We start from the raw sequence: 23,779 nt of genomic DNA, 5'->3' as shown, positions 1-23,779 counted from the left end.
GAGGTCAACGGCGGTCTGCTTCTGTTCTTTTCCTGCCCGAACCAGCGCGATGGCGCGGGCGCGGAACTCAGCGGGGTAGGCGCGGGGCATGTCCGGCAGCCTTTCGTGAAGGCCGTCAGTTAGCCAGCAGAACTGGAACCTGAGAGGTGGGGCAGGTCAACCTGTCACCCAACCCTGCATCAGACCCTCCGGGTGTTTCATGAGCGACTACTCATGAAACGCCTCCGTGGTCCGGACTAGGTCACCTTGCGCCTGCGGAATCAACCCCGGAGGGGCTCCGAAGCGGTCGGGGTGGCGCGCAAAGCCGCAGCGGCGTGGTCGGCATGACACGTAATGAGATCTGGCCGCTGAACACTGTTCTCGTTGCGCCCGCGCTCTGCCCGCTTGCCCAGGTGTGCATGAACGCCCAACTATGTCATCAGGTTTCACTGAAGGTCCGCCGGTAGGCGCCGGGTGTGGTGCCGAGGTGCGTTCGGAAACGGCGGCGCAGGTTGACCGCCGAGGCGAGTCCGACCCGGGTGGCGATGGCTTCCATCGGAAGGTCGGTCTGTTCCAGCAGTATTCGTGCCGCGTCGAGGCGCTGGGTGAGCAGCCACTGTCCCGGGCTGGTGCCGAGTTGTTCGGTGAACCGCCGGGCGAGGGTTCGGCTGGACAGGCCGGCGCGTTCGGCGAGGTGGTCGAGGGTCAGTCTGGTGTCGAGGCGGGAGGTGACCCACTCCAGCAGTGGCGCCAATGATTCGTCCGCCCTGGTCGGTGCAGGCTGCGCGGCGTACTGGAGTTGGCTGCCCTCCCGGTGCGGCGGCAGGACCATGCGCCGGGCGATCCCGGCGGCGTATGCCGCTCCGTGGTCGGAACGCACCAGGTGCAGGCACAGGTCGATGCCCGCGCCGGTCCCGGCACTGGTCGCCACGTCGCCGTGGTCCACGAAGAGCACATCCGGATCAACGTGCAGCTGAGGGAAGGCGGCGGCAAACCGGGCGGCACTGCGCCAGTGGGTGGTGGCGCGACGGCCGTCGAGCAGTCCGGCCTGGGCGAGGACGAGCGCCCCCGTGCAGATCGCGACGATCCTCGCCCCGCGCCGGTGGGCGCCTCGCAGCGCCTCGACGACGTCCGGCGACACGGGCGCGTCGGGCGGATGTCGGCCGGGGACAACCACAGTGTCCGCCTCCCGCAGAGCGGACAGCCCCGCCTCGACGAGCATCGTGTAGCCAGCGCCGGTCGGCAGGAGTCCGGGACGCTCGGCGCAGACTCGGAAGTCGTAGCACGCCCGAGGTCGCCTCCGCCGTCCGGACGTGGACTGACAGGCTCCTCGCCACCGTCTGAGGACACCCGGGAGCCGTCCGGTCAGTTGTGTTCGCGGCCGGATGACCAGGGCTGCTCAGAAGACGTGGGTCGACCCCTTGGATCCCCCCTTCCCTTGCGGCCGCTCCCCGGGCTCATGCATTGCCGGTGGTCAGACGGGCGATGCGGACCATGGCGCGGTACAGAGCCGTGGGCGTGGGAGCGTCGGGCAGCGGGGCAGGGGCGCTCCGGGGGCCGCGTAGGAGCGGAGCATGAGAGCGGCCAGTCGGCGCCAGGCGTCGGGGGCGGCGTCGCCGGTGGCGTTGACGACACCGGCGTTGGCCATGAGCAGGATGACGAGGTCCTCGCTGGTGAAGTCGTCACTGAGGTGGCCGGTGCCCTTGGCTCGGGAGATGAGTTCGAGGAACCCGTTGTAGGACTCGGCGCGGCGTTCTTCGAGAGCTTTGGCGGCGGGGAAGGTCATCGTGAGGACGTCAGCGAAGCCGCGGTCGGCTGCCTGCATGGCACAGACAGCAGTGATGTAGCCGGTGAATCCGTGCCAGGGGTCGGGGTCGGCGAGCGCTTCGGTGACGGCTGAGGTGTAGGCGTCCATGCGGTCCGCGAAGACGGCGTTGACCAGTTCGTCACGGGTGGCGAAGCGACGGGAGAGCGTGGCTTTGCCGACGCCGGCCTCGCGAGCGACGGAGGCCATGGACACACCGAGGCCTTCGGTGGCGAAGAGGCGGCGGGCGGCGGCGAGAATGCGGTCACGATTGCGCTCGGCGTTGGCTCGCAGCCCCGTATCGGACATGGAGCCTGGGGTTTCGTTAGGGACTGCGGTGTGCCTCATTCCTCCACCCTAGCGAAGTGGAACGGGTAGCCCACTTCTTGTTGCGCTGGGCGATACCAGAAGCGGGAAGGTCGTTCCACTTACCCAAGAGTGTCGCCATGCGCGCAGTCGTACTGAATGAGGTTCCCGCCGCTCCGGTAGTGGCCGAGGTCGGGGCCCCGCGCCCACAGGCCGGTGAGCCGCTGGTCAAGGTGGCCGCGTCGCCGGTGAACGGTTTCGACGCCGCCACGGCGGCCGGCTACTTGCAGGGGTTGATGGAGCACCGGTTCCCGCTGGTGGTCGGCAAGGACTTCGCGGGCGCCGTCGAGGCGCTCGGCGAGGGCGTGGAGGGCTTCGCCGTCGGCGACTCGGTCTTCGGCGTGATCATGAAGCCGTTCCTGGGCACCGGCTCGCTCGCCGAGTACGTGACGGTGACCGCCGGTTACGGAGTGGCCCACATCCCCGCGGGCCTGGACATCAGGGACGCGGGTGTACTGGGTCTGGCCGGTACCGCCGCCTTCGACAGCCTGACCGCCCTGGACCTCGCCAAGAACGAAACCGTGCTGGTCTCCGGCGCCACCGGTGGTGTCGGTTCCCTGGCCGTGCAGCTCGCCGTCGCCTCCGGCGCCCGCGTGATCGCGACCGCCCGTCCCGGCGCCGAGGCCGACTTCGTCACCTCTCTGACCGACGCCGGCGTATCCGTCGTGGACTTCACCGGCGACCTCGCCGGACAGATACGCACGCTCGCCCCCGAAGGCGTCGACGCGATCGTCCATCTGGCGGGCGACGGCGCAGAGCTTGCCGGGCTGCTCAAGCCGGGCGGCAGGATCGCCTCCACCACCGGCTTGACCCAGGAGGCCGTCGCCGGACAGGACGTCGCCGTCCACGGTGTCATGGCTGACGCGAACGCCCGGACCCTGACCGCGCTGGCCGAGAAGGCCGCCTCCGGTGCGCTGCGCGTCCCGGTCTCCGCCACCTTCCCGCTGGAGCGGGCCGCGGACGCCTTCGCCGCGTTCGGCGGCGGAACACTTGGCAAGATCGCCGTCACCTGCTCCTGATCCGCCCCCGGTCCACCCGCACCACGGAAAGAGGAATCTGATCGTGCCCACCATCGCCATCACCGGCGCCGGCCCCGGCATGGGCCTGGCCATCGCCCGCACTTTCGGCAGCCGCGGCTTCGACGTCGCGCTGATCGCCCGTAGCAAGGACAAGCTCGACACCCTGGCCGGTCAGCTCGGCGGCGAGGGCATCACTGCCGAGGGCTTCGCCGCCGACATCATGGACCGGCCCTCCCTGACCGCCGCGCTGGAGGCCGCCAAGTCCCGATTCGGGGCCATCGACGTGCTGGAGTACTCCCCGGCCCCGCACTCCCCCGTACCCGAAATCATCATCGCCGCTCCGTCCGAATCGACCGTGGAGAACCTGCAGCCGCAGATCGAGTACTACCTCTACGGCGCCGTCGAAGCCGCCCGCGCGGTCCTGCCCTCGATGCGCGAGGCCGGCGCGGGGACCCTGCTGTTCACCACCGGCGGCGGATCGGTCGACCCCCTCCCCATGCTCGGCAACGTCAACGCCGCCGCCGCGGCCCTGCGCAACTGGGTCATCAACCTCAACAAGGAGCTGACCGGCAGCGGCGTGTACGCAGGACACGTCGCAATCGGCGTGTGGATCGGCGAGGGCGGCCCCGAGGGCATCCCGAGCGCCACGCCCGAGCAGATCGCCCACCTGTACTGGGAGTTGCACGAAGCCCGCGACCGCGCCGAGGCAGTTTTCACCGGCTGACCCCGGCCGTCTGCTTCAACGGTCTCGCCGACTTCGCCGTCGGCCACGGGCCACGGGCCACGGGCTGATCCTGGTCGCCCTGGCGGCCCGGGACGTTTCGGCCCTCAGGGCCTCTGACCCCGCCTCCTACCCCTCGCACGCACACCGCTCCTCACCCCCCCTAGCCCACTGACACCCACCACGCGCGGGCCATGCCCGTCGCCAGCAGCCGAACACGCCGTGGTGTCCGCCCCGCCGGGCGGACACCACGGCCTCTTCTCGTGAGGAGCGTGCCGTGGAACTCGGCATCCTGTCCCTGTCCGACCTGCAGACCGACCCTGCCACCGGCCGCCTCCACGACCCGGCCCGGCGCACCCGCGAGATCGTCTCCTACGCCATCGCCGCCGACCAGGCCAGCCTTGACGTCTTCGGCCTCGGCGAACACCACAGCCCCGACTTCTCCGTCGCCAACCCCGCAGTCCCGCTGGCCGCGATAGCCCAGGTCACCACCCACATTCGTCTCACCAGTGCTGTGTCCGTGGTGTCCACGCTCGACCCCGTCCGCCTCCACCAGGACTTCGCCTCCCTGGACCATCTCAGCCGTGGCCGCGCCGAGATCATCGCCGGACGCAGCGCCTTCCTCGAAGCCTTCGCTCTGTTCGGTGTCGACCCCGCCCACTACGACGACGTCTTCGCGGAGAAGCTCGACCTGCTCCTCGCCATTCGCGAGAGCACCGACGTCACCTGGTCCGGCCACCACCGCCCCGCTCTCGACGCCATCCCTGTCCCGCCTCGCCCCGAACAGGACACATTGCCGCTGTGGCTCGGCGTCGGCGGCACACCGGCCAGCGCGGAACGCGCCGCACGCCTCGGTCTGCCCATGGTTCTGGGCCTCATCGGCGGCGACATCCGCCGCGCCCGCCCGCTCACCGAGCACTACCGGACCGTCGGCGAGGCCGCCGGTCACATACCCGAAGGGCTTCGCCTCGGTGTCACCAGCCACTTCTACGTCGGCAAGACCTCCCAGAGCGCCCGTCGCGACCTCTATCCCTACTACCGGGAGTACCTGCGGCCCAAGACACCCGGCGGGCGGGGCTGGGACATCGACTCCGACCGGTTCGAAGCCGTCGCGAGCCCGCTGGTCGCCCTCATGACCGACAGCCCGCAGGAAGTCATCGACAAGATCCTCGTCGAACGCGAACTCCTCGGCATCGACCGTTTCATGGGGCAGATCGACTTCGGCGGTATGCCGTCCTGCATGGTCAACGACTCCATCGAACTCCTCGCCACCGAAGTCGCCCCGGTCATCCGCAAAGAGACCCAGGAAACCTGACGCCGGCACTCGCGGCACCCGTAGCCTCAGCCTCTCAGCGGCGGCCGACCCGAGGACAGGCGACCACCATTCACCGGTTCGCGAGGCCGCCTCACTCCCTCCGGGGCGGGCCACTGGTTCCCCGGACCACCAGTTTCGGGTCCAGTACCACCTCACGGGGCTGCAGCGCTCCGTCCTCCAGTCGCTCCACGGCGAACCGCACCGCGTACTCGGCCATGAGCGGCGCGTCCTGACGGACCGTCGTCAGACCGACGGGCATGACATGGGACAGGTGACTGTCGTCGTAACCGACGACGGACACCTGGTCCGGGACCTCGACACCCGCCCGGGTGAACGTCATCAACAGGCCCATGGCGCTACGGTCGTTGCCCGCGAGGATCGCCGTGGGCAGGGACGAACCCCGGTCGCGCTCGGCGAGCAGTACACGGCCGGCCTCGATGCCCGCGTCCTCGTCATGGGTGCCCGGGATCACCCGGATCTCCTCGGCGAGACCGTGCCGACGCATCGCGGCGCGGTAGGCGCGGCGGCGTTCCGTCGATCCGGACTGACGGCCCGCGTCGACGTGCACGATGCGCCGGTGCCCCAGTTCGACGAGGTGGTCCATGACCTGGCGTACGCCCTTGCTCTCGGCAGTGTGCACGCTGTCGACGTGCACACCGGGCAGGCGCCGGCCCACCGAGACCGTGATCCGAGCGCCTGGACGCGCTTGCCGTGCGAAGTGGTCAGCCGCATCGCCCTCTTGCCACGGGAAACCCCGCGCCAGTACCGGGCCGCACGCCTACGTGTCCGCCAGCACCGACGTCAGGACGAAGTCCACGAACCGCTCGGCGTAGTCCATGACGTCCTCCGGCGAGAGCGGGCGCAGCGCCGCCGGGAGGGCCATCGCGTGATTCATCGCCCCGCCGGCCAGCGCGTCGAGGAGGAAGGTGACCGAGGTGTCCTCCGGAAGTTCGCCGCTGCGGATGCCCCGCCGGACCATGGCACGGGCCGCCGTGATCTGCGCCTGCGCCAGCTCCTCGTGGCGCTTGGCGAGCTCCGGGTTTCCGCGCGCCTCGAACCCGAGCCGCAGGGCGGCCGGGCCGCACTCACCCACGTAGAGCTCCAACTGCTGCCGGACGAGCTGGACCAGGTCGCCGCGAACCGTACCCGTGTCGACGTCGGACACCCGCTCCAGGCGCTGGGAGAGGGCCTGGATGAGCAGGTCCTCCTTGTTGCGCCAGCGCAGATAGACGGAAGCCTTGCCGACGCCCGCCCGGCGGGCCACCGCCTCGACGCTGAAGGACGACCAACCGTGCTGCCCGAACAGCTCGACGGCGGCGTCCGCGATCCGGCGGTCCACCTGGTCGTCGCGCGGCCTTCCCGGCATGGCCCTCGATGTAGTCATGGCGCCATTTTCCTATACGACCGCCCCCACACCTATTGCTGAACGCATCCCGTCCGTTTTACAGTCGGAATTGCTGACGGTTTCCGTTCAGTAAATGCCCGGCCATCGCGTCGGCCGACTCAGTGAGGACCCGCATGTCCACCGCACCCTTCACGCCCATGGACCACGACGAGATCTCGGCCTTCACCGAAAGCGTGCGGGGGGTTCTGAAACGGGACTGGGCAGGCCCGACCGCCGCCGCCGAGACCGGTCTCGCGAAGCTGTGGCGGACGGCCGCCGGCAGCGGCTGGCTCGAACTCGGCGCGGAAGGGGCCCTGGGCGCCGCCGTCGCCGCGGTGCGCGAACTCGGGCGCGTCGCCTGTCCGCTGCCCGTGATGGACTCCTTCGTCGCCGCCCGCCTGCTCGCCCACGACAAGGACCTGCTCGGCGCCATCGGCCGGGGCGAGGTACGAGTCGTCGCATGTGCCGGCGACGGCACCGAGTCGCAGGTCCGCCACCTGGACGCCGCGCGGTGGGCCACCCATCTGTTCACCCTCCCCCCGGGCGGCGGCACCGCGGTGCTGCGCCCGATCGAGCGAACGGAGGACACGGCGGGCCTCGCGGTTCCGGCCTGGTCCACGGCGACGCCGGGTGCCGTCTCGGCCTCGGTCGAGGTCGACGCGGACGCCGCCGACGAAGCCGTGGTGCTGCTCCGCCTCCAGCTCGGCGTCCGGGCCCTCGCCGCCGCCGAGCGCGCGCACGAGATGGCCGTCGAACATGCCAAGCAGCGCGTCCAGTTCGGCAAGGTCATCGGTGCATTCGGCGCCGTACAGCAGCGCACGGCCACCTGCCAGATCGACGTCAGCGCGGGAAACCTGCTGATCGACGACGCCGTACGCGCCCTTGAGCAGGGACTGCCCGACCGGCTGCTCTCGGCCGAGTTCGCCGTCGAGCACGCCCGTGCCGCGGCCCCCCGCGTCCAGCTCGGCGCACACCACACCCTCGCGGCCATCGGCTACTTCGAGGAACACGACGCCCCGTGGCTGTTCCGCCGCGTCCACGGCGACATCACCCGGCTGCAGACCCTGCCGCGCACCACCGGCGACCTGGCCGACATCCTCGTCGAAGGCACCGGATCGCTCCCGGCACGCGAACTCGGCGAGACGGCCGAGGCGTTCCGCACCGAGGTGCGCGCGCTGTTCGAGGAGTACGCCGACCGGATCGGCGGCGTCGGCCTGAAGCAGGACCCCGAACTGACGAACGCCGTGGCGGAGCGCGGCTGGCTCGGGTTCGCCTGGCCCGAGGAGGACGGCGGCCGAGGTGCCTCCCTGGCCGAGCAGGTGGTCCTGAGCGAGGAGAGCGCCTACCGGCGGGCTCCGGTCAGCAAGGCGCTGGGCGCGGTCCTGCTGCTGGGCAACTCCATCCGCAAACACGGCACCCAGGAGCAGCGGGACACCTTCCTGCCCCTCATCCGGCGCGGCCGACTTGCCTTCTGCCTGGGCTACAGCGAACCGGAGGCCGGTTCCGACCTGGCCTCGCTGCGCACGCGCGCGGTCCGCGACGGCGACAACTGGGTGATCAACGGGCAGAAGCTGTGGACCACCGGGGGTCACGAGTCCGACTGGGTGTGGCTCGCGGTCCGCACCGACCCCGACGCCTCCCCCCAGCACGCGGGCATCACCATGTTCCTCGTCCCGATGGACACCCCCGGAATCACCGTGCAGCAGCACCGGGCCCTGTCCGGCGAGATCTCCTGCACGGTCTTCTACGACGACGTGCGGGTGCCCGACAGCAGGCGCGTCGGCGAGGTGAACGGCGGCTGGAAGGTCATCACCGACGCGCTGGCCGGTGAGCGCATCAGCATGGGCAACATCGCCGCCGCCCTGCACCGCCAGCTCGACGATCTGCTGGCCCACGTCCGGGAGGACCCGGCCGGCCGGATGGGCCCGCGCGGCTCCCACTCCCGCGCCCTGCTGACAGAACTGGCGGTCGGCGTGCAGGCCACCCGGACGCTGGTGGCCGCCGCGCTCCGGGCGACCACGGGTGACACCGGCGCGCGGCTGGCGGCCCCCATGGCCGGTGTCCTGGGCGGTGAACTCGCCGAGCGGTTCGGCCAGACGGTCCTGGACATACTCGGCCCCGACGCCGCACTGTCAGCGTCGGTTCCGGGCGTGCCCGGTGGCGGGGCCTTCGAGTACGGCCTGCGCCTGTCCGTCATGTACGTCGTCGGCGGCGGCACCAACGACATCCAGCGCGGCATCATCGCCCGCGGTCTGGGTCTTCCGCGCTGACCCGTCACCCGTCACCCGTCGGCAACCCGGCGGGTGACGCATACGGACACATGCACATGAGGGAATCGGCAATGGTCAACGGCGGTTCCCGGTGCCAGCATCGACGTGAACAGGGGTTCACGCGGCTGACACGGGGACGTCACACATACGGGGACGAGCCGTTCCCCGTCACCCACCCGTCCCGCGTCCACGGGCACGTCACGGTGCCCCGCCTCCCCGCGCGACAGAGCGCGCCTCGTCGCAGCGTACGTACGAAGGAGTACACGTTCCATGCAGATCACCGCAGCACTTTCCCGGGGCCCCGAGTCACCGTTCAGTCTGGAAGAGGTCACGCTCGGTCCGTTGCGCGCGGACGAGGTGCGGGTGCGGATGGTCGCCGCCGGCATCTGCCACACCGACCTCGTGTCGAAGGCCGGTGTGCCGGCGGCGCCCGCCGCGGTGTTCGGTCACGAAGGCGCCGGGATCGTCGAGGAGACCGGCTCGCGGGTGGAAGGGGTGAGCGTCGGTGACAAGGTCCTGCTCACCTTCCGCAGCTGTGGCCGATGCCTCCCCTGTACGCAGGGGCGCCCTTCCTACTGCGTGTCCTTCGTCCCGCTCAACTCCTCCGGTGCCCGGCCGGACGGGACCTCGACCCTGAGCCAGGACGGGGAGCCGCTGCGCGCCCCCTTCTTCGGCCAGTCCAGCTTCGCCACGTACGCGGTGGCCACCCGGGACAACGTGGTCGTCGTCGATCCGTCGACCGATCTGGTGGCCGCGGCGCCGTTCGCCTGCGGCTTCCAGACCGGTGCGGGCGCCGTTCTCAACGTGCTTGAGCCGGTCGCCGACTCACGGCTGGTCGTCTACGGCGTCGGGGGCGTGGGCATCGCGGCCGTCATGGCTGCCCGGGCTCTGGGAGTCGGGACGGTCGTCGCCGTCGACCTGTCCGAGGGACGCCGCAAGACGGCGCTGGCCGTCGGCGCCACCGCCGCCCTCGATGGCCGGTCCGCCGACCTCGCGGAGCAGTTGGCGGAGATCACCGCGGGCGGCGCGACGCACGCCGTGGACACCACCGCCGTCCCTGCCGTGATCCGCTCGGCCGTCGCGTCGCTGGCACCGCTCGGCACGCTGGTCCTGCTGGGCCTCGGCGCACCGGAGGTGACCTTCGGCGCGATGGACCTGGTCAGCAACGGGAAGACGATCCGCGGCTGCATCGAGGGCGACGCGGATCCGCAGTCCTTCATCCCGCGGCTGCTCCGCCTGCAGGCGTCGGGCAAGTTCCCGGTCGGCGACGTGATCCGGCCCTATCCGTTCGCGGACATCAACACCGCGATCGCCGACGCCGTCTCCGGCGCCGCGATCAAGCCGGTGCTCGTGTTCGACGAGCCCGCGGAGAGCTGAAGCGGCCAGCGCGCGGCCCTCGCCGCGTCCTGTCCCGCGATGCGCACGACAGAGGGCCGCCCAGCCCTCCTCGTTCGACCTGTTCGACCTGTTCGCCCTGCTCGACGTTCACGAAAGAAGACTGATGTTGGCCAGTCCTGACACCACCCCCGCCTCCCCCGTTCCGCCGGAGGACATCTCCGCCGCGGAGCTCCGCGACCTGCTGGCTGCCCAGCAGCGGGCCTTCCTCGCGGAGGGACCACCGAGCGCGGAGGTGCGCCGCAATCGCATCGACCGGCTGACGGCGGCCCTGCTGGAGCACGCCGACGAGTTGACGGCCGCGCTCTCCGCGGACTTCGGCAACCGGCCCGAAGCGAACTCCCTCAGCAGTGACGTGCTCGGTTCGATGGGTGATGTGACGCTGGTCCGCACGGAACTCGAATCGTGGATGGCGGACGTCGAGATACCCGCCGCGGCCGACAAGGGGCTTCCCACCTTCGTGCAGAGCAGGCCCAAGGGTGTCGTCGGCATCGTGGGGCCGTGGAACTTCCCGGTCTCACTGGTGTTCCAGCCGGCCATTGAGGCATTCGCCGCAGGCAACCGCGTCATGATCAAGTTCTCGGAGGTTCCGTCGCGTACCGCAGAGGTCTTCGCACGCGCGGTGGCCGGGCGGTTCTCTCCCGACGAGGCCGTGGTGGTACGCGGCGGGACCGAGACCTCCGTCGCGTTCTCCGAACTCCCCTTCGATCACCTCTTCTTCACCGGCTCCCCCTCGGTGGGACGGCACGTGGCAGCGGCGGCGGGGCGCAATCTCACCCCCGTCACCCTGGAGCTGGGCGGCAAGAATCCGGTGGTGGTCGGCCATGACGCCGATGTGCGCGTCGCGGCGGAGCGGGTCTCCGCGGCCCGCATGATGAACGGCGGGCAGCTGTGCCTGTGCCCCGACTACGTCTTCGTGCCGAGGGAGAAGGTCGAGGAGTTCGTCGGCGCGTACCGGACGGCGATGAGCCGCTACTTCCCCGCCTTCCGCGAGAACCCCGACGTGGTCACGCTGGTCGACGACCGCAACTTCGCCCGGGTCGACGGCCTCGTCGAGGACGCCCGGTCCAAGGGCGCGGAGATCATCACGCTGGTTCCGGAGGACGAACTCACCTCCCTCCCGGACGCCGCGTCCCGGCGGATGCCGCCGACGCTGGTGCTGGGTGTCACCGACGAGATGGCCATCGCCCACGAGGAGGTCTTCGGGCCGGTGATAAGTGTCCTCCCCTACGACACCGTGCACGACGCCGTCGAGTACGTCACCGCACGCCCCCATCCGCTGGCCGCGTACTGGTACGGCGAGGACACCGCGGACTTCCGCGAGTTCGTGCACCGCACCACGTCCGGTGGCCTGACCCGCAACGACATGGCGCTGCACTACGGGATCGAGGGCGCCCCGTTCGGCGGCGTCGGGCAGAGCGGTTCGGGCGCATACCACGGCAAGGTCGGCTTCGACACCTTCAGCCACCAGCGCACGATCACGCAGAGCCTGCTGCCGGTCGGGGTGGCCCCGTCGTCGATGCCTCCGTACACCGACGAGCGCCTGGCGCAGCTGCGGGGAGCGGTCGCGCAGAACCTGGCCGACGTCAGGAAGCGGCTGGGCGAGTCGGACTGACGACGCATACACCGGATCGAGGCACATGCGGATGGCCCGGCCCCCCTGAACCGGGGCCGGGCCATCCGTATGTGCGCCTGCGCCGGAACTGTCCCCGGCGCAGGCTCGCTCTCTAGGTGTATTGGCCCGCAGGGTTGTTGACGCGACTGATGGGTGGTTGCCCGCCGAGCGCGGTGTGACACCGGTGGTAATTGTAGGTGTGAAGGAAGTCCGCCAGGGCTTCCGTGCGTTCAGCGTTGCTGGAGTACGGGCGTACGTAAGCCCATTCGTCGAGCAGGGTCCGATTCAGGCGCTCCACCTTGCCGTTCGTCTGGGGGCGATAGGGCCGTGTGCGCTTGTGGGTGATGCCGGAGGCGTCCAGGGTCTGGGCAAAGAGGCGAGACCGGTAGCAGGATCCGTTGTCCGTCAGGACGCGCTCGACGGTGATGCCGTGGGCGGCGAAGAACGTGTTGGCGCGTTGCCAGAAGGAGGCGGCGGTCTCCTTGCGCTCGTTGGTCAGGACTTCGCTGCAGGCGAGGCGGGAGTGATCGTCGACAGCAGTGTGGACGAAGCTGTAGCCGATCACTGGACTGCCACCCTTGCGCGCGGTGGTTGTGGCCTGTCGATTGGCGGTGGCCATCTGGCGGGGCATGATCCGATGTCCGCCGCCGTCAGGGATGTTGCCGAGCTTCTTGATGTCGACATGGATCAGTTCGCCGGGCCGTGATCGCTCGTATCGGCGGATGACCTGGCCAGTGGGGCGGTCCATCCAGCGCAGCCGGTTGAGGCCGTGGCGGGTGAGAACGCGATGGACCGTCGAGGCGGGTATGCCGATGATCGGGCCGATCCGTGCGGGGCCGAGCTTTCGCTCGCGTCGCAACGCGCAGATCTTGGCCTCGGTGTCAGGCGCCGTGCGGTGCGGGGTGGTCCGGGGTCGGCTGGGGCGGTCGTACAGTCCCGCGTCGCCTTCGGATCGCCAGCGCCGGACCCACTTATGGGCGGTCGTTCGAGAGATACCCATCTCGTCGGCCACGTGCGCAACGGGCCTTCCGGCTCGGACGCGATCGACCAGGAGCCGTCTTCCATGGATCGCCAGCCGCGCGTTGGGATGGGGCACAGACACCTCGTAGATGTGGTGGGCGTTGGCCGATGCCTGGCCCGTCCGGCTCAGGGCAGTGCGGTCAGCCGACGTGGGACTGTGGGATTCCTCAGTCGAGGAGGACGGTGCTGCCGGCACCGAGGCGATCCCGCGCGGCGATCTCGGCAGCCACGGCGGTGGTACAGGCCGTTGTCGCGAGCGGCAGGCCCTACCAGGGACGTCGACAGCAATTGTTCCGGCGGGGCCGCGCTGAGCGAAGGACCCGGATCGCTCGGCACGGTTGGCAACGCTCGTAGTCAAGCAACCTCATCTACGAAGTGGGCTCCGGCGGCGGTAGCGAGGTCCGGGCCGAGGGCGGCGGCCGGGGTGTGTGCGCCGGGTCGTTCCTTGCCCGCGGCGAGGTGGAGCGCGGTCTGCGCGGCGACGGCGGAGGTGAAGTCCATGGCGTCGCCGGTCCGCAGCCAGCCTTCGCGGACGGTGCCGTCGGGCCAGGTGACGACGGCGTGGCCCCAGGTGTGGGGACGCGGGCGCGGGGCGGCCTTGGCCTTGATCCCCGCCATCCGGCCGATCGCGAAGGTCCGTACCGCCCGGATCCGCAGGAGCGCGGACAGCAGCGGCAGGGCCGCCCGGACGGCGCGCGAGGCGGGAATGAGGCCGGAGGTCGCCGACACCGAGGGGGCCCCGCTCACCCGCTGAGCGGCGATGAGTTCACCGGAGGGGACACCGACCGCGGACATGCGTTCCCCGTCGGGCAGGGTCAGGTGATGAACCTCCCCGCCGAGGCGGGTCTTGAGCAACTGGCCGTCTTCGTAACGGCGACCGCCCATCGCGAAGCCGTCCACGATGCTGGTAGCGAGGGCGGTGCCGAGTACGCCTGCCTCCACCGCAACCGAGGCGAAGGCGTCCACCCGGACCCGGCTCGGCATGGGGCGGTTCTCGCACAGGCGGGCCACGATCGCCTCGGTACCGAGGACGCCGAACCCCGCGCCGGTCACCAGGGTGCTGCCCGCGGCGGCGGCCTCGTCGTGCAGGGCGAGCAGGCGGTGGAAGGCGGTCGGGTCGTTGGCCTGGTCGAGGTAGTGGCCGCCGCCCGACAGGCAGGCGCGGGCGAGCGGGACGGCGGTCTCGGCGTAGTCGCCGATGGTGTTGACGACCACGGCGGGCCGCTGCCGGGTGATCTCGGCCGCCATGGCGTCCGCCCCCGCCGCGACGACGGTCTTCGAGTCGGCGTCGAGCCCGAGCTCGGCGGCGACTTTACGCAGTCGGCCGGCGTCGCGTCCGACCAGTACGGGGATGGTCCCGGCGGCCACGATCTGCGCCGCGACGGCCCGCCCGACCCGGCCGGTGGCCCCCAGAATCCATATCTCACCCTGCGTCATCGCTCTTCCTCCTTCTCTGACATCTCTCCGATGTCTCACTGTGTCATCACCAGGCTAACACCGCCGATGGCACAGTGAGACAGCGGTGTGGGTAGGGTGGGGGCATGGCACGTTGGGACCCTGGAGCACCGGAACGCCTGCGCCAGGCGGCGCTCGACCTGTTCGCCGAGCACGACTATGACGCCGTGACGGTGACGCAGATCGCGGAGAGGGCGGGGCTGACCCGGCGGACCTTCCACCGGTACTTCCCGGACAAGCGGGAGATCCTCTTCGCTGGCTCCGAACGGCTTCCGCCCGCCGTGGCCGAGGCCGTCCTGGCCGCGGACCCCGGGCTCGCGCCGCTACCGGCAGCGCTGTCGGCCCTTCGTGAGATCGGTACGGCGGCCAGCGACATGGTCACCGACTCCGGGCGCCGCAAGGCGGTCATCGAGTCCAGCCCGGAGCTCATTGAGCGCGAGCGCAGCAAGCTCGCGGAGGTCACCGCCGCGCTTCGGGACGCGCTGGAGCGGCGCGGCGCCGGGTCCACCGAGGCGCACCTCGCCGCGCGGGTGGCCTCGGTCGTCTCCGAGGAGGCGTTCGCCCGCTGGGCCGGCGGCGAGGGCGCCTTCCCCGAGTGCTTCGACGCCGCAGAGGCTGCGCTCCAGGCGGTGCTGGCCGAGGGCGCGTGAGCCGAGAGTGGCGGCGCCACCCCGCTCAGCATTGGCGATAGCCCGCGAGGACACCGCGGACGAGCAGGAGGCTCGCCCACCCCTGTCAACAACGCTCGTGGTTAATACATCTAGGTTCCGTCGCCCAGCCGGAAGACGGGTACGGCCTCCGCGTCGGGTACGTCGGACCCCTCGGGCGTCGTCGGGCGTTCGAAGGCCACGATGACGGCCGCCCCCGTGGTCGGGGCGGTCTGCCCGGCGTCGACGACACGCGCGTGCAGCCAGGGACCCTCGGCCAGTTCGACGAGGCCGACCGTCGTCCGAGGGACCGGTCCGCCGTCCTTGGGAGGCCTTCCGTGCACGGCGGTCCAGGAGATCAGCGTGCCGGTGCCCCGGGCGGGGGTCCAGGTCAGTTCCTGAGAGCCGCACGACGGGCAGGAGCGCTCCTGCGGGGCCCCGTACTCCCCGCAGGAGGCGCAGTGGCGGATCAGCAGTTCACCTCGGGCCGTGCCGTCGAAGAACGTTGCCGTGTCGGCATCCCGCAGGACGGTGGGAACGGGGCGCATGGCGGGCCTTTCTGTGCGGCCGGCGCGCGGTCGGCCGGCGAAGAGGGAGCGGTGTTTCACGCGTGGGCGTGGGGGCTGAGCACCAGCGTCGAATGGTGGTCCAGGATGCCGCCGTTGCCGCTGACCAGCACGGCGTCGTGGCGCGGCACCTGACGCTCGCCCGCCTCGCCCCGGGCCTGGACGATCGCCTCGGACAGCGGTGTCATGCCCCACATGTAGTACGAGGAGAGCTGGCCGCCGCCGGTGTTCAGCGGCAGTGTCCCGGCCGGGCCGAGCGCCCCGCCGGCGACGAACGCACCGCCCTCCCCCTTCTCGCAGAACCCGTAGTCCTCCAGGGTGATGAGGACCGTGTAGGTGTAGCAGTCGTACAGCTCGACGACGTCGATGTCGCCGAGGGAGACGCCCGCCATCTTCAGGGCCGCGGGACCCGACGTGGCCGCGCCGCTCACCAGTCCGAAGTCGCTTCCGCGGCGCATCGGATACCCCGGGTGGGACTGGCCCCAGCCGAGGACGTGCACCGGCGGCCTGCGCAGCGTCGCCGCGCGTTCGGCGGTCGTGACGATCACGGCGATGCCGCCGTTGCTGACCAGGCAGCAGTCGAGCAGGCGGAAGGGGTCCGCGATGGGCCGCGAGGTCTGGTGGTCCTCGACGGTGATGGGGGTGCGCAGCTGCGCGAGAGGGTTCTTCACGGCCCACTCGCGCTGGGCGACGGCGATGTGGGCCAGCTGCTCGCTGGTGGTCCCGTAGGTGTCCATGTGGCGGCGGGCGGCCAGGGCGTACAGCGGGTTGGCACCCGCGATGCCCGCCGCGGCGTTGAGCCCGCGCCAGCCGGAGGCCGCGCGGCCGGCGCCGGAGTAGGCCGCGCCCGCCGAACGCTTCTCCTTCAGCGGCGCGTCGGCGAAGACGCACGCGACGACCTCCGCCATGCCCGACCGCACGGCCATGGACGCGTACTGCACCATGGCTCCGGCGGTCGAGCCGTATGCCTGTACCTCGGAGAGCAGGCGCAGGTCACGCAGGCCGAGATCGCGCTGGAGGCCCAGCCCGACACCGCCCCCGACACCCTGGCTGGTGAGCAGCCCGTCGATGTCGCTGAGGGCGAGCCCGGCGTCCTGTGCCGCGCGCCGTACCGCGTCGGCCGCGAAGTCGGCGGCGCCGCGCCCGTACACCTTGCCCATTTCGGTGATGCCCAGGCCGGCGATGGCCGGTCCACGGCCGACGTTGTGTGTGACGGTCACGGGGATGCAACTGCCTTTCCCGGCCCTGATGCGGGCCTCTTGCTGCGTGGGTCGGAGGGGTACGGGGGTTCAGCGGGCCTGCCAGACAGGGGCACGCTTCTCGGCGAAGGCGCGCGGCCCTTCCTTCGCGTCGGCGGACCGCATCACCGCGCGGGCCTCGGTGTGGGAGTGGGACCAGCGGTCCACCTCCGCGGCGACAGAGCCGTCCGAGATGCCCCGGGCGATGCGCTTGCTTGCCTGGACCGCGAGAGGCGCGTTGGCGGCGATGCGCTCCGCGAGGGCCACGGCCTCCGCCAGCACGCGGTCCTGCGGCACGACCCGGTTGACGAGTCCCAGGTCCTTCGCCTCGGCGGCGCCCAGGGTGTCGCCGGTCAAGAGCAGTTCCATGGCCACCTTGGGCGGCAGCTGCGCGACCAGCCGGAAGGCGCCGCCGGCCGCGGCGATGATGCCGCGCCGCACCTCGGGCAGTCCGAATGCCGCGGTGTCGGCGGCGACCACCAGGTCACTGGCGAGCGCGATCTCCGTACCGCCGCCCAGGGCGAAGCCGTTGACGGCCGCGATGACTGGTTTGCCGATGTGGTGATCGACGTATCCGGCGAATCCCCATGCCTCGCGGCCCGGCGGGATGATGGTCTCGCCGCGGGCCACCGCCTTGAGGTCGGCGCCGGCGCAGAACGCTTTGTCCCCGGCGCCGGTCACCACGACGGCGCGTACGACGGGATCGGCTTCGGCCTCCTCCAGGGCGGTACCGAGGAGCAGGGAGAGTTCCTGGTTGACGGCGTTGCGGGCTTGGGGCCGGTTGAGGGTGATGACCCGGACGTAGCCGCGGTCCTCGACGAGGACCGCCCGCCGCGTGGCTTCGAGCAGTTCCTCCCGCTCCCGGTCCGCCATCACCTCAAGTACTCCGTCGGTGATGAGTTCGTCGGTCCGCTCCTCGCTGAGGCCGAGCAGTTCTCCGCTCAACTCGCGGGTGTGCTGGCCCTGGAGGGGCGCGGGCCGAAGCGGCGGATCGGCCAGCCGCAACGAGTGCGCGGGGCGGGCCTCGGTCGGCAGCGCCTCGTTCAGGGTGGGCTGGCGCAGCCGGGCGAAGAAGCCGCGTTCGGCGAGCTGCGGGTCGGTGAGCAGTTCACCGACCCGCAGCATGGCCGCGGCGGGGACTCCGGCGCTCTGCAGCAGATCCATGACGTCGCGCGGGGCGCGCGCGGCCGTCCACTCGGCCACGGCCTCCGCGATACGGTCCCGGTGGGCGAGGCGGCCGGTCGCGTCGGCCAGGGCCGGGTCCGCCGCCAGGTCCTGCCTGCCGATGGCCGCGCAGAGCCGCCGCCAGTCCGCGTCGTCCCGTACGGACACCACGCACCACTCGTCGTCGCCCGCGCACGGGAAGACGCCGTCGGGCGCGTCGGAGGCGAGTTGCCCGGCAGCCAGGGAGCCGGGGTTCAGCCACTCCCCGAGCAGCCGGTCCGCGAGGGCGCTGAGGATGATCTCGGCCTGGGAGATGCTGACCGTGCCTCCCGTGCCGGTCCGGTGCAGCCTGATCAGCTGGGCGAGCACGGCGGCGGCACCGACGCGGCCGACCACATGGTCCGGGTAGATGGTGACTGCGTCGCTGTGGCCCTGGCCGGGTGTGTCGGGGTAGCGCCACAGGTCGCTGAGGCCGGCCGACGCCCGCACCAGCGGACCGTAGCCCATGCGCTTGCTCCAGGGGCCGCTGGAACCGAGGGCGCTGCTGTCGGCCATCACCAGGCGGGGGTTGATCTCGCGGAGGGTCTCGTAGCCGAGGCCGAGGGACTCCAGGGTGCCGGGCTTGAAGTTGGACAGCACCACATCGCTGTCGGCGACCAGCCGCTTGAACAGCTCGACTCCGTCGGGGGAACGCAGGTTCAGTCCGAGGCTGCGCTTGTTGCGGTGGCCCCAGGAGCTGGAAGCGGTGATGACCTCACCGGTGCGCGACTGCCGGCCGCCGTCGGGGAACGCCTTGTTCTCGAGCTTGATGACGTCGGCGCCGTGGTCGGCGAGCAGCCTGCCCAGCTCGGCCCCGGCGACGATGACGCCGAGGTCCAGGACGCGCAGGCCGGCCAGTGGGTGCCGCCGACCGCTGTCACCGGTACCGGTGGGCGTGCCGCCTCCGTCACCGGGCGCTCGCGGCCCGGCCGCGAGAGCGCCGAGTATCTCCTCGTTGTGCTCCCCCGGCAGGGGCGCGCGGCGTCGCAGGCCTGCCCTGTGGCCGTCGACCTCCAGGAAACCGGTGGGCATGCGGCCGTCCAGGCCCGGCGCCACCTCCACGTCCTCCAGCGCGCCCCGCACCAGGTAGTGGTCGGCGCGCAGGACCTCACCGGCGTCGAGCAGGCCCGCGATCGGAACACCGTGGCGCTGTCCCTCGGCCGCCAGGTCGTCGCGGGTGCGGTCGCGGAAGAGTTCGCCGATACGGGCGTGGATGCGGTCCGCTTCCTTGAACCGCACGCCCAGCTGTTCGTAGCGCGGGTCGGCGAACTCCTCGGGCTCTCCCAGCCAGGCACGCATTCCACGCCACTGGCGCGGGCTGAGCACGCAGATCCGCACCGATCCGTCCGCGCAGGGAAAGATCGGGTACATGTGGCCGGCGGAGGGCCTGCCCCGGGGCAGGTCCGCGGCACGCAGCCCGCCCGTGGCGGACCCGCCGATACCGAACCCCGGGTCGATGACCTGGGTGATTCCCTCGTGCAGGGAGAAGTCGATGTGGTCGCCCAGGCCCGTGGTGAGAGCGGAGAAGTGGGCGAGGAGCGCGACGTACGCGGCCTGGAGGCACGCCGATTCGGCACCCAGGGAACCCGGCGGAGGCAGGGGCGGGCGGCCGGGCAGCCCGGAGCGGCACAGCGCCCCGCCGAGCGCGGCGTGCACGGCGTCCGTCGCCACGTGGTCGCGGTACGGGCCGGTGAGCCCGAAGTCGGTGATGGTGAGCAGGACGAGCGCCGGATTGCGTCGGGCCACGGATGCGAAGTCGAGGCCTTCGCCCCGGGCCCGGTCCGACTCGATCCAGATGTCGGCCGTGTCCAGGAGCCGCAACAGGGCCGCGCGGCCCTCGTCGGTCTCCGTGTCGAGTGTCAGGCCGCGCTTGTTGGCGTTGTGGGTGACGAAGTAGAGGCTCGTTCCGTCGTGGAGGGGTGCGCGCCTGCGTGCCGCCGCCCCGCCCGGGGGTTCCACCAGGATGACGTCCGCGCCCAGATCGGCGAGGAAACGACCTGCTGTCTCCCCCCGGCCGTCGGTGGTGTCCACCACGGTCAGACCGTGCAGTGGTCCCCGCCGCGCGCCGTCGTCCGCTGTCGGTGTCATCCGCTCCTCCAGAGCCTGTCAGGCATGACGTCCTGACGGCTCGGGTGAGCCGTTTACGTACCTGCATGTGAGGGGCGTACGAGTGGCAGGGGCGTCGCCCGCACCGCTTCGTACGCATGACACGCGTGTGCTTCGCATGAACACCGCGTTACGCCTTCAGCGTGGCCCCCGGTCAGGCCACGTGTACATGTCCGATTCGGTGATGTGCTCGTGTGCGAAGCCGCAACGTGGCCGGGGGTCCGCATCGATGGCGGCCGGGGGTGGTGTTCTACTGAGGTGGTGGACATTCAGCAGCTCCGGTACTTCCTGGCGGTGGCGGACGAACTTCACTTCGGCCATGCGGCGGAACGGCTCCACATCACGGCCTCCCCGCTCAGCCGCAGGATCCGCGAGTTGGAGCAGGAGTTGCGGCGCGATCTCTTCGTCCGGGAGCACCACCATGTCGAGTTGACGCAGTTCGGCGAGGTGTTCAGGGAGCGCGCACAGGACGCGGTGAATGTCTTCGACACGCTGCGCGGGCTTCCGGACAAGCATGTGGATGTGCCCCGGTGCCGGATCGGGGCGGCGCCACTGGCACCGGCGGTGGTGCTGGACCGGGTGCTTGAGACGTACCACCGGGTACTGCCGGACGCCGATCTGCCGGTGACCCTCGCGCCTTCGGCGGAGACGCTGGTCATGTTGTCCGCGGACCGTGTCGATCTCGCGGTGGTGCACCTGCCCGTGGACACGGAGGGGGTGGAGAGCCTGTTGCTGTCACGTGCGCCCTACGGCGTCGCGATGCGGTCCGACGACGCCCTCGCCGACCGGACCTCGCTGAGGCTGCGTGACCTGAGACAACGTCAGGTTCTGGTGACCTCGCCGAAGGTGCATCCGCAGGTGATGGGAGAGACACGGACGGCGCTGCTGGAGGCGGGTGTCACCCGTCTGGTACCGCTGCCGCACAACGACGTGGTGCAGATGGCCGCCCATGTGCTGCGCACGGGGGTGCTCTCCCTCACGATCATGAGTGCCGACACCCCCGCGGCGCGTATCTTCGCCCCTCCGCACTTCACCGTCGTGCCGCTCGACGAACCGACGCTGGTACTGCGTGCGGGCATCGCGTGGCGGCCGGAGGCCGAGAGCCGTGTACCGGGGCTGCGGACCGTCGTGGACGCGCTGCGCATGCGGCACGGCACGCGGCCACTGAGTTCGTGACCCGATCGCGGCCCGGGGGACGGGCCCGACCGGTAAGGCGCCGGAGGCCACCCGTCACCGCACCTGGGTGGCCTTGTCGAGGAAGGCGTCCGCGTACGAGTGCAGCGCTGCCTCGGCCACCTCGACGCTGTCGCCCGGCGGCCGGACCACGAACGAGGTGACTCCGGCGTCCTGGAGCCGGCCCAGGTAGTCGCGGTGTTCCTCGTCGGAGCCGCCGGTGGCCATGTATCCGCTCGCGGGAGTCTGGACCTGGAAGTCGAGACTCACGTTCGGGCCCTGCTCCGCCTCCGCCCGCTCCCGCACTTCGGCGATGCGCGCCGCGAGTTGGCCGAGGTCCGCGATGACGGGTGACCGCGTGGTGCGGGCCAGTTCCTCGGTCACCATGAGCGGGCTCCATCCCTGGCAGCGGGCCGCCCGTCGCCGGGACAGGGCGCTGTTGCCGCCGATCCAGACGGGCGGTCCCCCGGGCTGGACCGGACGCGGAAGCGGCGCGGTGTCATGGGCCTGGAAGTGGCGGCCCTCGTAGCTGTAGGGATGCTCCGACCACACACCGCGCATCACGGCCAGTGCCTCGTCGAAGAGTTCGTTGCGCTCGTCGAAGTCGACACCGACCGAGCGGAACTCCGAACGGAGGTATCCGGTGCCCGCCACCACGGTGAGCCGTCCCCCCCGACAGCCGGTCCACCGTGGCCATGGCCTTCGCGTTGAGCAGGGGGTTGCGGTACGGCAGCACGAGCAAATAAGTCATCAGCCGCACCCGCTCGGTGACCGCGGCGCAGTACGACAGCGCCCCGGTGACATCGAGGGCGTCGTGCCCTCCCGCGTCCAGCCACTTCTTCGAGGGGGCGGGGTGTTCGGTGAAGGCCACCGCGTCGTAGCCGTGTTCTTCGATGGCGCGTGCGATCCGTGTGACTCCGGCGCCCGTGGCAAGACCGACGTCGTACCCCGGAGCGCTGATCGGATACTCGACGGTGAACTTCAAGCGAGCTCCCCCTCTGCAGAGTGCTGTTCAGGCTTCAGAGTGCTGTTCAGGCTCTTCGAGCTGTTCAGGGCTGGCCGGGGCGAAGGGTGACGAACAGCCCCTCCGCGTCGGCGGTGACATGGTCGCCGTCGTACAGAGCGGCGGTGAGGACCCTCTTGCGGCCCTCCTCCCGCTCGAACTTGGCATCCAGGCGCAACTCCACTCCGACCGGCGTGATCCGGCGGAAGTTGACGTGCAGATACGCCGTACGGGCCACAGGGCGCCCGCTGTTGGACAGGCGGCCGAGAACCTCGTCGAACAGCAACGGAATGGCGCCCCGTGGACCGCGCCGTTGCCACCGAGGTAGTGGCGGCCGAACGTGACCCGCCCGCTGACGCGGGAGTCGTCCCACTCGTCGGGAAGGAACGCGGGGGCCATGGCCTGCCCGCGTCCCGGCAGGTCCATCCGGTGGCCGGTGGCCTGCTCCCGTTTCCGGGACCGTGTGGGGCGCCAGCGCGGCCGACAGGCCACGCAGGGTACGGGTCGCCTCCTCGACGAGCTCCGGCGGCGGGAGCGCCCCGGTGATCGTGTCCTGCAGTGCCCGCAGGACCTCGATCATGTCGCCGAAGCCGGACCCCCCGGAGCCGGACCGGGCTCGACTGCCCGGGACACCTCCCAGGGGCTGCCCTGCGGGACCTTGCCTGCCATGGCATGTCCTGTCACCGCGTTCCCTCCGCCGGCGCGTACCCGGGCTGCCGTGTCACGCGGGCGCCACCGATCCGGTATGGACGCGGGCCAGATGGAGGCCTTCGTCCCGGCTGGGAGCGGTGATGTCCCACTTCTCGCAGGAGCAGGCGCACCGGTAGGTGCCGTCGTCGGTGGGGATGACGGACTGGGCAACGCAGGCCCCGGCGGAGCTCGCGGCGTCGTGGAGGAACTCGGTGGGCGAGTCGTACATGACGTTGTCGGACATGGCTCAGGCCCCGGCCGGCACGGTGGCGGGTGTGGTGGGCAGGGGCGGTACGTCCGGGAAGAGTTCGGCGAACGCACCGACGGTGATGCGCTCCTGCAGGGCCGGGTCGACCCCGTCGAACAGCTCGTGGAGTGTCTGCTGCGTATGTCCGAAGGTGCCTTCCATGTGCGGGTAGTCACTGCCCCACATCACGTTGTGGTAGCCCATGGACTGCGCCGCGGCCACTGCGGTCTGGTCGTGCTGGAAGGAGGCGTACACCTGCGAGTAGATGATCTCCCGCGGGGAGCGCTTCAGCTTCGGCCGCACCGCCATCGCGTGCTGGCGGTAGCCCTCCTCGATGCGGTCCGCGATGAACGGCACCCAGGTCGCTCCGCCCTCGGACACCAGCATCCTCAGGTCGGGGTGGCGGTCCAGAAGAGCCTTCCTTCGTGGTGCAGCAGGGCGGGGTCGTAGGGGAATTCCTTCGATATTCGGCCGCGGTGGAACAGTCCGGTGCCCTTGCCGAAGGCCAGGTCTCCGTCGTCGATGCCGTCCTGGTCGTCGCGCCACCCGGCCGGCTTGTCCGC

20 protein-coding genes and 3 pseudogenes are annotated in these 23,779 nt (G+C 70.9%); 8 read left to right on the top strand and 15 right to left on the bottom strand.

Annotation, left to right across the window (positions count from 1 at the left end):
* Window positions 1-418: 418 nt before the first annotated feature.
* Together ACH4S8_RS44245 and ACH4S8_RS44240 are read right to left on the bottom strand one after the other, a co-directional pair.
* Window positions 419-1,348 (bottom strand): GlxA family transcriptional regulator, encoded by a 930-nt coding sequence (locus tag ACH4S8_RS44245; RefSeq protein ID WP_398404873.1) that lies wholly within the window; start codon window positions 1,346-1,348, stop codon window positions 419-421.
* Between the two features lie 105 nt (window positions 1,349-1,453).
* On the bottom strand, window positions 1,454-2,092 hold the full coding sequence (locus ACH4S8_RS44240; RefSeq protein ID WP_398404865.1) for a TetR/AcrR family transcriptional regulator: 639 nt from the start codon (window positions 2,090-2,092) through the stop codon (window positions 1,454-1,456).
* Between the two features lie 137 nt (window positions 2,093-2,229).
* Between ACH4S8_RS44240 and ACH4S8_RS44235 the strand changes: the two genes are divergently transcribed.
* From ACH4S8_RS44235 to ACH4S8_RS44225, 3 genes are all read left to right on the top strand, one after another.
* Window positions 2,230-3,168 carry an NADP-dependent oxidoreductase gene (locus ACH4S8_RS44235; protein ID WP_398404863.1) on the top strand — a complete coding sequence of 313 codons (939 nt, stop codon included), beginning with the start codon at window positions 2,230-2,232 and terminating at the stop codon, window positions 3,166-3,168.
* A gap of 43 nt (window positions 3,169-3,211) precedes the next feature.
* A complete protein-coding gene (locus tag ACH4S8_RS44230) occupies window positions 3,212-3,892 on the top strand; it encodes an SDR family NAD(P)-dependent oxidoreductase (protein WP_398404861.1) in 681 nt (226 codons plus the stop codon).
* 274 nt (window positions 3,893-4,166) lie between these two features.
* On the top strand, window positions 4,167-5,204 hold the full coding sequence (locus ACH4S8_RS44225; protein WP_398404859.1) for an LLM class flavin-dependent oxidoreductase: 1,038 nt from the start codon (window positions 4,167-4,169) through the stop codon (window positions 5,202-5,204).
* Window positions 5,205-5,295: 91 nt separating this feature from the next.
* Here ACH4S8_RS44225 and ACH4S8_RS44220 read toward each other — a convergent pair.
* Together ACH4S8_RS44220 and ACH4S8_RS44215 are read right to left on the bottom strand one after the other, a co-directional pair.
* Window positions 5,296-5,892 (bottom strand): annotated as a pseudogene (locus ACH4S8_RS44220) (LacI family DNA-binding transcriptional regulator); the annotation flags it as partial.
* Between the two features lie 90 nt (window positions 5,893-5,982).
* Window positions 5,983-6,588, bottom strand: a complete 606-nt coding sequence (locus tag ACH4S8_RS44215) for a TetR/AcrR family transcriptional regulator (protein ID WP_398404857.1) — start codon at window positions 6,586-6,588, stop codon at window positions 5,983-5,985.
* A 134-nt stretch (window positions 6,589-6,722) separates the two neighbouring features.
* Here ACH4S8_RS44215 and ACH4S8_RS44210 point away from each other — a divergent pair, with 134 nt between their 5' ends.
* The 3 genes from ACH4S8_RS44210 (at window position 6,723) to ACH4S8_RS44200 (ending at window position 11,868) form a co-directional block, all read left to right on the top strand.
* A complete protein-coding gene (locus tag ACH4S8_RS44210) occupies window positions 6,723-8,858 on the top strand; it encodes an acyl-CoA dehydrogenase family protein (RefSeq protein WP_398404855.1) in 2,136 nt (711 codons plus the stop codon).
* Between the two features lie 270 nt (window positions 8,859-9,128).
* Window positions 9,129-10,235: an NAD(P)-dependent alcohol dehydrogenase gene (locus ACH4S8_RS44205; RefSeq protein ID WP_398404853.1), complete on the top strand. Its 1,107-nt coding sequence runs from the start codon at window positions 9,129-9,131 to the stop codon at window positions 10,233-10,235.
* Window positions 10,236-10,359: 124 nt separating this feature from the next.
* Window positions 10,360-11,868: an aldehyde dehydrogenase family protein gene (locus ACH4S8_RS44200; RefSeq protein ID WP_398404851.1), complete on the top strand. Its 1,509-nt coding sequence runs from the start codon at window positions 10,360-10,362 to the stop codon at window positions 11,866-11,868.
* 112 nt (window positions 11,869-11,980) lie between these two features.
* Here the strand turns inward: ACH4S8_RS44200 and ACH4S8_RS44195 are convergent, their stop codons facing one another.
* Together ACH4S8_RS44195 and ACH4S8_RS44190 are read right to left on the bottom strand one after the other, a co-directional pair.
* Entirely contained in the window at window positions 11,981-12,964 is a 984-nt protein-coding gene (locus ACH4S8_RS44195; RefSeq protein WP_398404849.1) for an IS481 family transposase, read from the bottom strand.
* A 278-nt stretch (window positions 12,965-13,242) separates the two neighbouring features.
* Window positions 13,243-14,325, bottom strand: coding sequence for a saccharopine dehydrogenase NADP-binding domain-containing protein (locus ACH4S8_RS44190; RefSeq protein WP_398404847.1), 1,083 nt, complete (start codon window positions 14,323-14,325; stop codon window positions 13,243-13,245).
* A 104-nt stretch (window positions 14,326-14,429) separates the two neighbouring features.
* Between ACH4S8_RS44190 and ACH4S8_RS44185 the strand changes: the two genes are divergently transcribed.
* Window positions 14,430-14,993 carry a TetR/AcrR family transcriptional regulator gene (locus tag ACH4S8_RS44185; RefSeq protein WP_398404845.1) on the top strand — a complete coding sequence of 188 codons (564 nt, stop codon included), beginning with the start codon at window positions 14,430-14,432 and terminating at the stop codon, window positions 14,991-14,993.
* 110 nt (window positions 14,994-15,103) lie between these two features.
* Here ACH4S8_RS44185 and ACH4S8_RS44180 read toward each other — a convergent pair whose 3' ends face one another.
* The 4 genes and pseudogenes from ACH4S8_RS44180 to ACH4S8_RS44165 form a co-directional block, all read right to left on the bottom strand.
* Window positions 15,104-15,538 carry a Zn-ribbon domain-containing OB-fold protein gene (locus tag ACH4S8_RS44180; RefSeq protein ID WP_398404843.1) on the bottom strand — a complete coding sequence of 145 codons (435 nt, stop codon included), beginning with the start codon at window positions 15,536-15,538 and terminating at the stop codon, window positions 15,104-15,106.
* 56 nt (window positions 15,539-15,594) lie between these two features.
* On the bottom strand, window positions 15,595-16,776 hold the full coding sequence (locus tag ACH4S8_RS44175) for a thiolase family protein (RefSeq protein WP_398404841.1): 1,182 nt from the start codon (window positions 16,774-16,776) through the stop codon (window positions 15,595-15,597).
* Window positions 16,777-16,845: 69 nt separating this feature from the next.
* Complete coding sequence (locus ACH4S8_RS44170) at window positions 16,846-17,667, bottom strand: crotonase/enoyl-CoA hydratase family protein (RefSeq protein ID WP_398404871.1); 822 nt, start codon at window positions 17,665-17,667, stop codon at window positions 16,846-16,848.
* A 90-nt stretch (window positions 17,668-17,757) separates the two neighbouring features.
* Window positions 17,758-20,085 (bottom strand): annotated as a pseudogene (locus ACH4S8_RS44165) (CaiB/BaiF CoA transferase family protein); the annotation flags it as partial.
* A 279-nt stretch (window positions 20,086-20,364) separates the two neighbouring features.
* Here ACH4S8_RS44165 and ACH4S8_RS44160 point away from each other — a divergent pair.
* The gene (locus ACH4S8_RS44160) at window positions 20,365-21,279 is read left to right on the top strand and encodes a LysR family transcriptional regulator (RefSeq protein WP_398404839.1); all 915 of its coding nucleotides are present in this window, start codon (window positions 20,365-20,367) and stop codon (window positions 21,277-21,279) included.
* Window positions 21,280-21,333: 54 nt separating this feature from the next.
* On the opposite strand, the gene ACH4S8_RS44155 is transcribed toward ACH4S8_RS44160, so the two are convergent.
* The 5 genes and pseudogenes from ACH4S8_RS44155 to ACH4S8_RS44135 form a co-directional block, all read right to left on the bottom strand.
* Window positions 21,334-22,020 (bottom strand): LLM class flavin-dependent oxidoreductase, encoded by a 687-nt coding sequence (locus ACH4S8_RS44155; RefSeq protein WP_398404869.1) that lies wholly within the window; start codon window positions 22,018-22,020, stop codon window positions 21,334-21,336.
* Window positions 21,962-22,261, bottom strand: a pseudogene (locus ACH4S8_RS44150) (LLM class flavin-dependent oxidoreductase); the annotation flags it as partial. The gene ACH4S8_RS44155 and the pseudogene ACH4S8_RS44150, both read right to left, overlap by 59 nt.
* A 64-nt stretch (window positions 22,262-22,325) precedes the next feature.
* On the bottom strand, window positions 22,326-22,565 hold the full coding sequence (locus tag ACH4S8_RS44145; RefSeq protein WP_398404837.1) for a hypothetical protein: 240 nt from the start codon (window positions 22,563-22,565) through the stop codon (window positions 22,326-22,328).
* A 435-nt stretch (window positions 22,566-23,000) separates the two neighbouring features.
* A complete protein-coding gene (locus tag ACH4S8_RS44140) occupies window positions 23,001-23,213 on the bottom strand; it encodes a hypothetical protein (protein ID WP_398404835.1) in 213 nt (70 codons plus the stop codon).
* A 3-nt stretch (window positions 23,214-23,216) separates the two neighbouring features.
* Window positions 23,217-23,762 carry an amidohydrolase family protein gene (locus tag ACH4S8_RS44135; RefSeq protein ID WP_398404867.1) on the bottom strand — a complete coding sequence of 182 codons (546 nt, stop codon included), beginning with the start codon at window positions 23,760-23,762 and terminating at the stop codon, window positions 23,217-23,219.
* Window positions 23,763-23,779: the final 17 nt, after the last annotated feature.

This window comes from Streptomyces sp. NPDC021080, from assembly GCF_044333225.1.
GTDB lineage: Bacteria > Actinomycetota > Actinomycetes > Streptomycetales > Streptomycetaceae > Streptomyces.
This window is presented reverse-complemented; position numbering and strand designations above follow the sequence as displayed.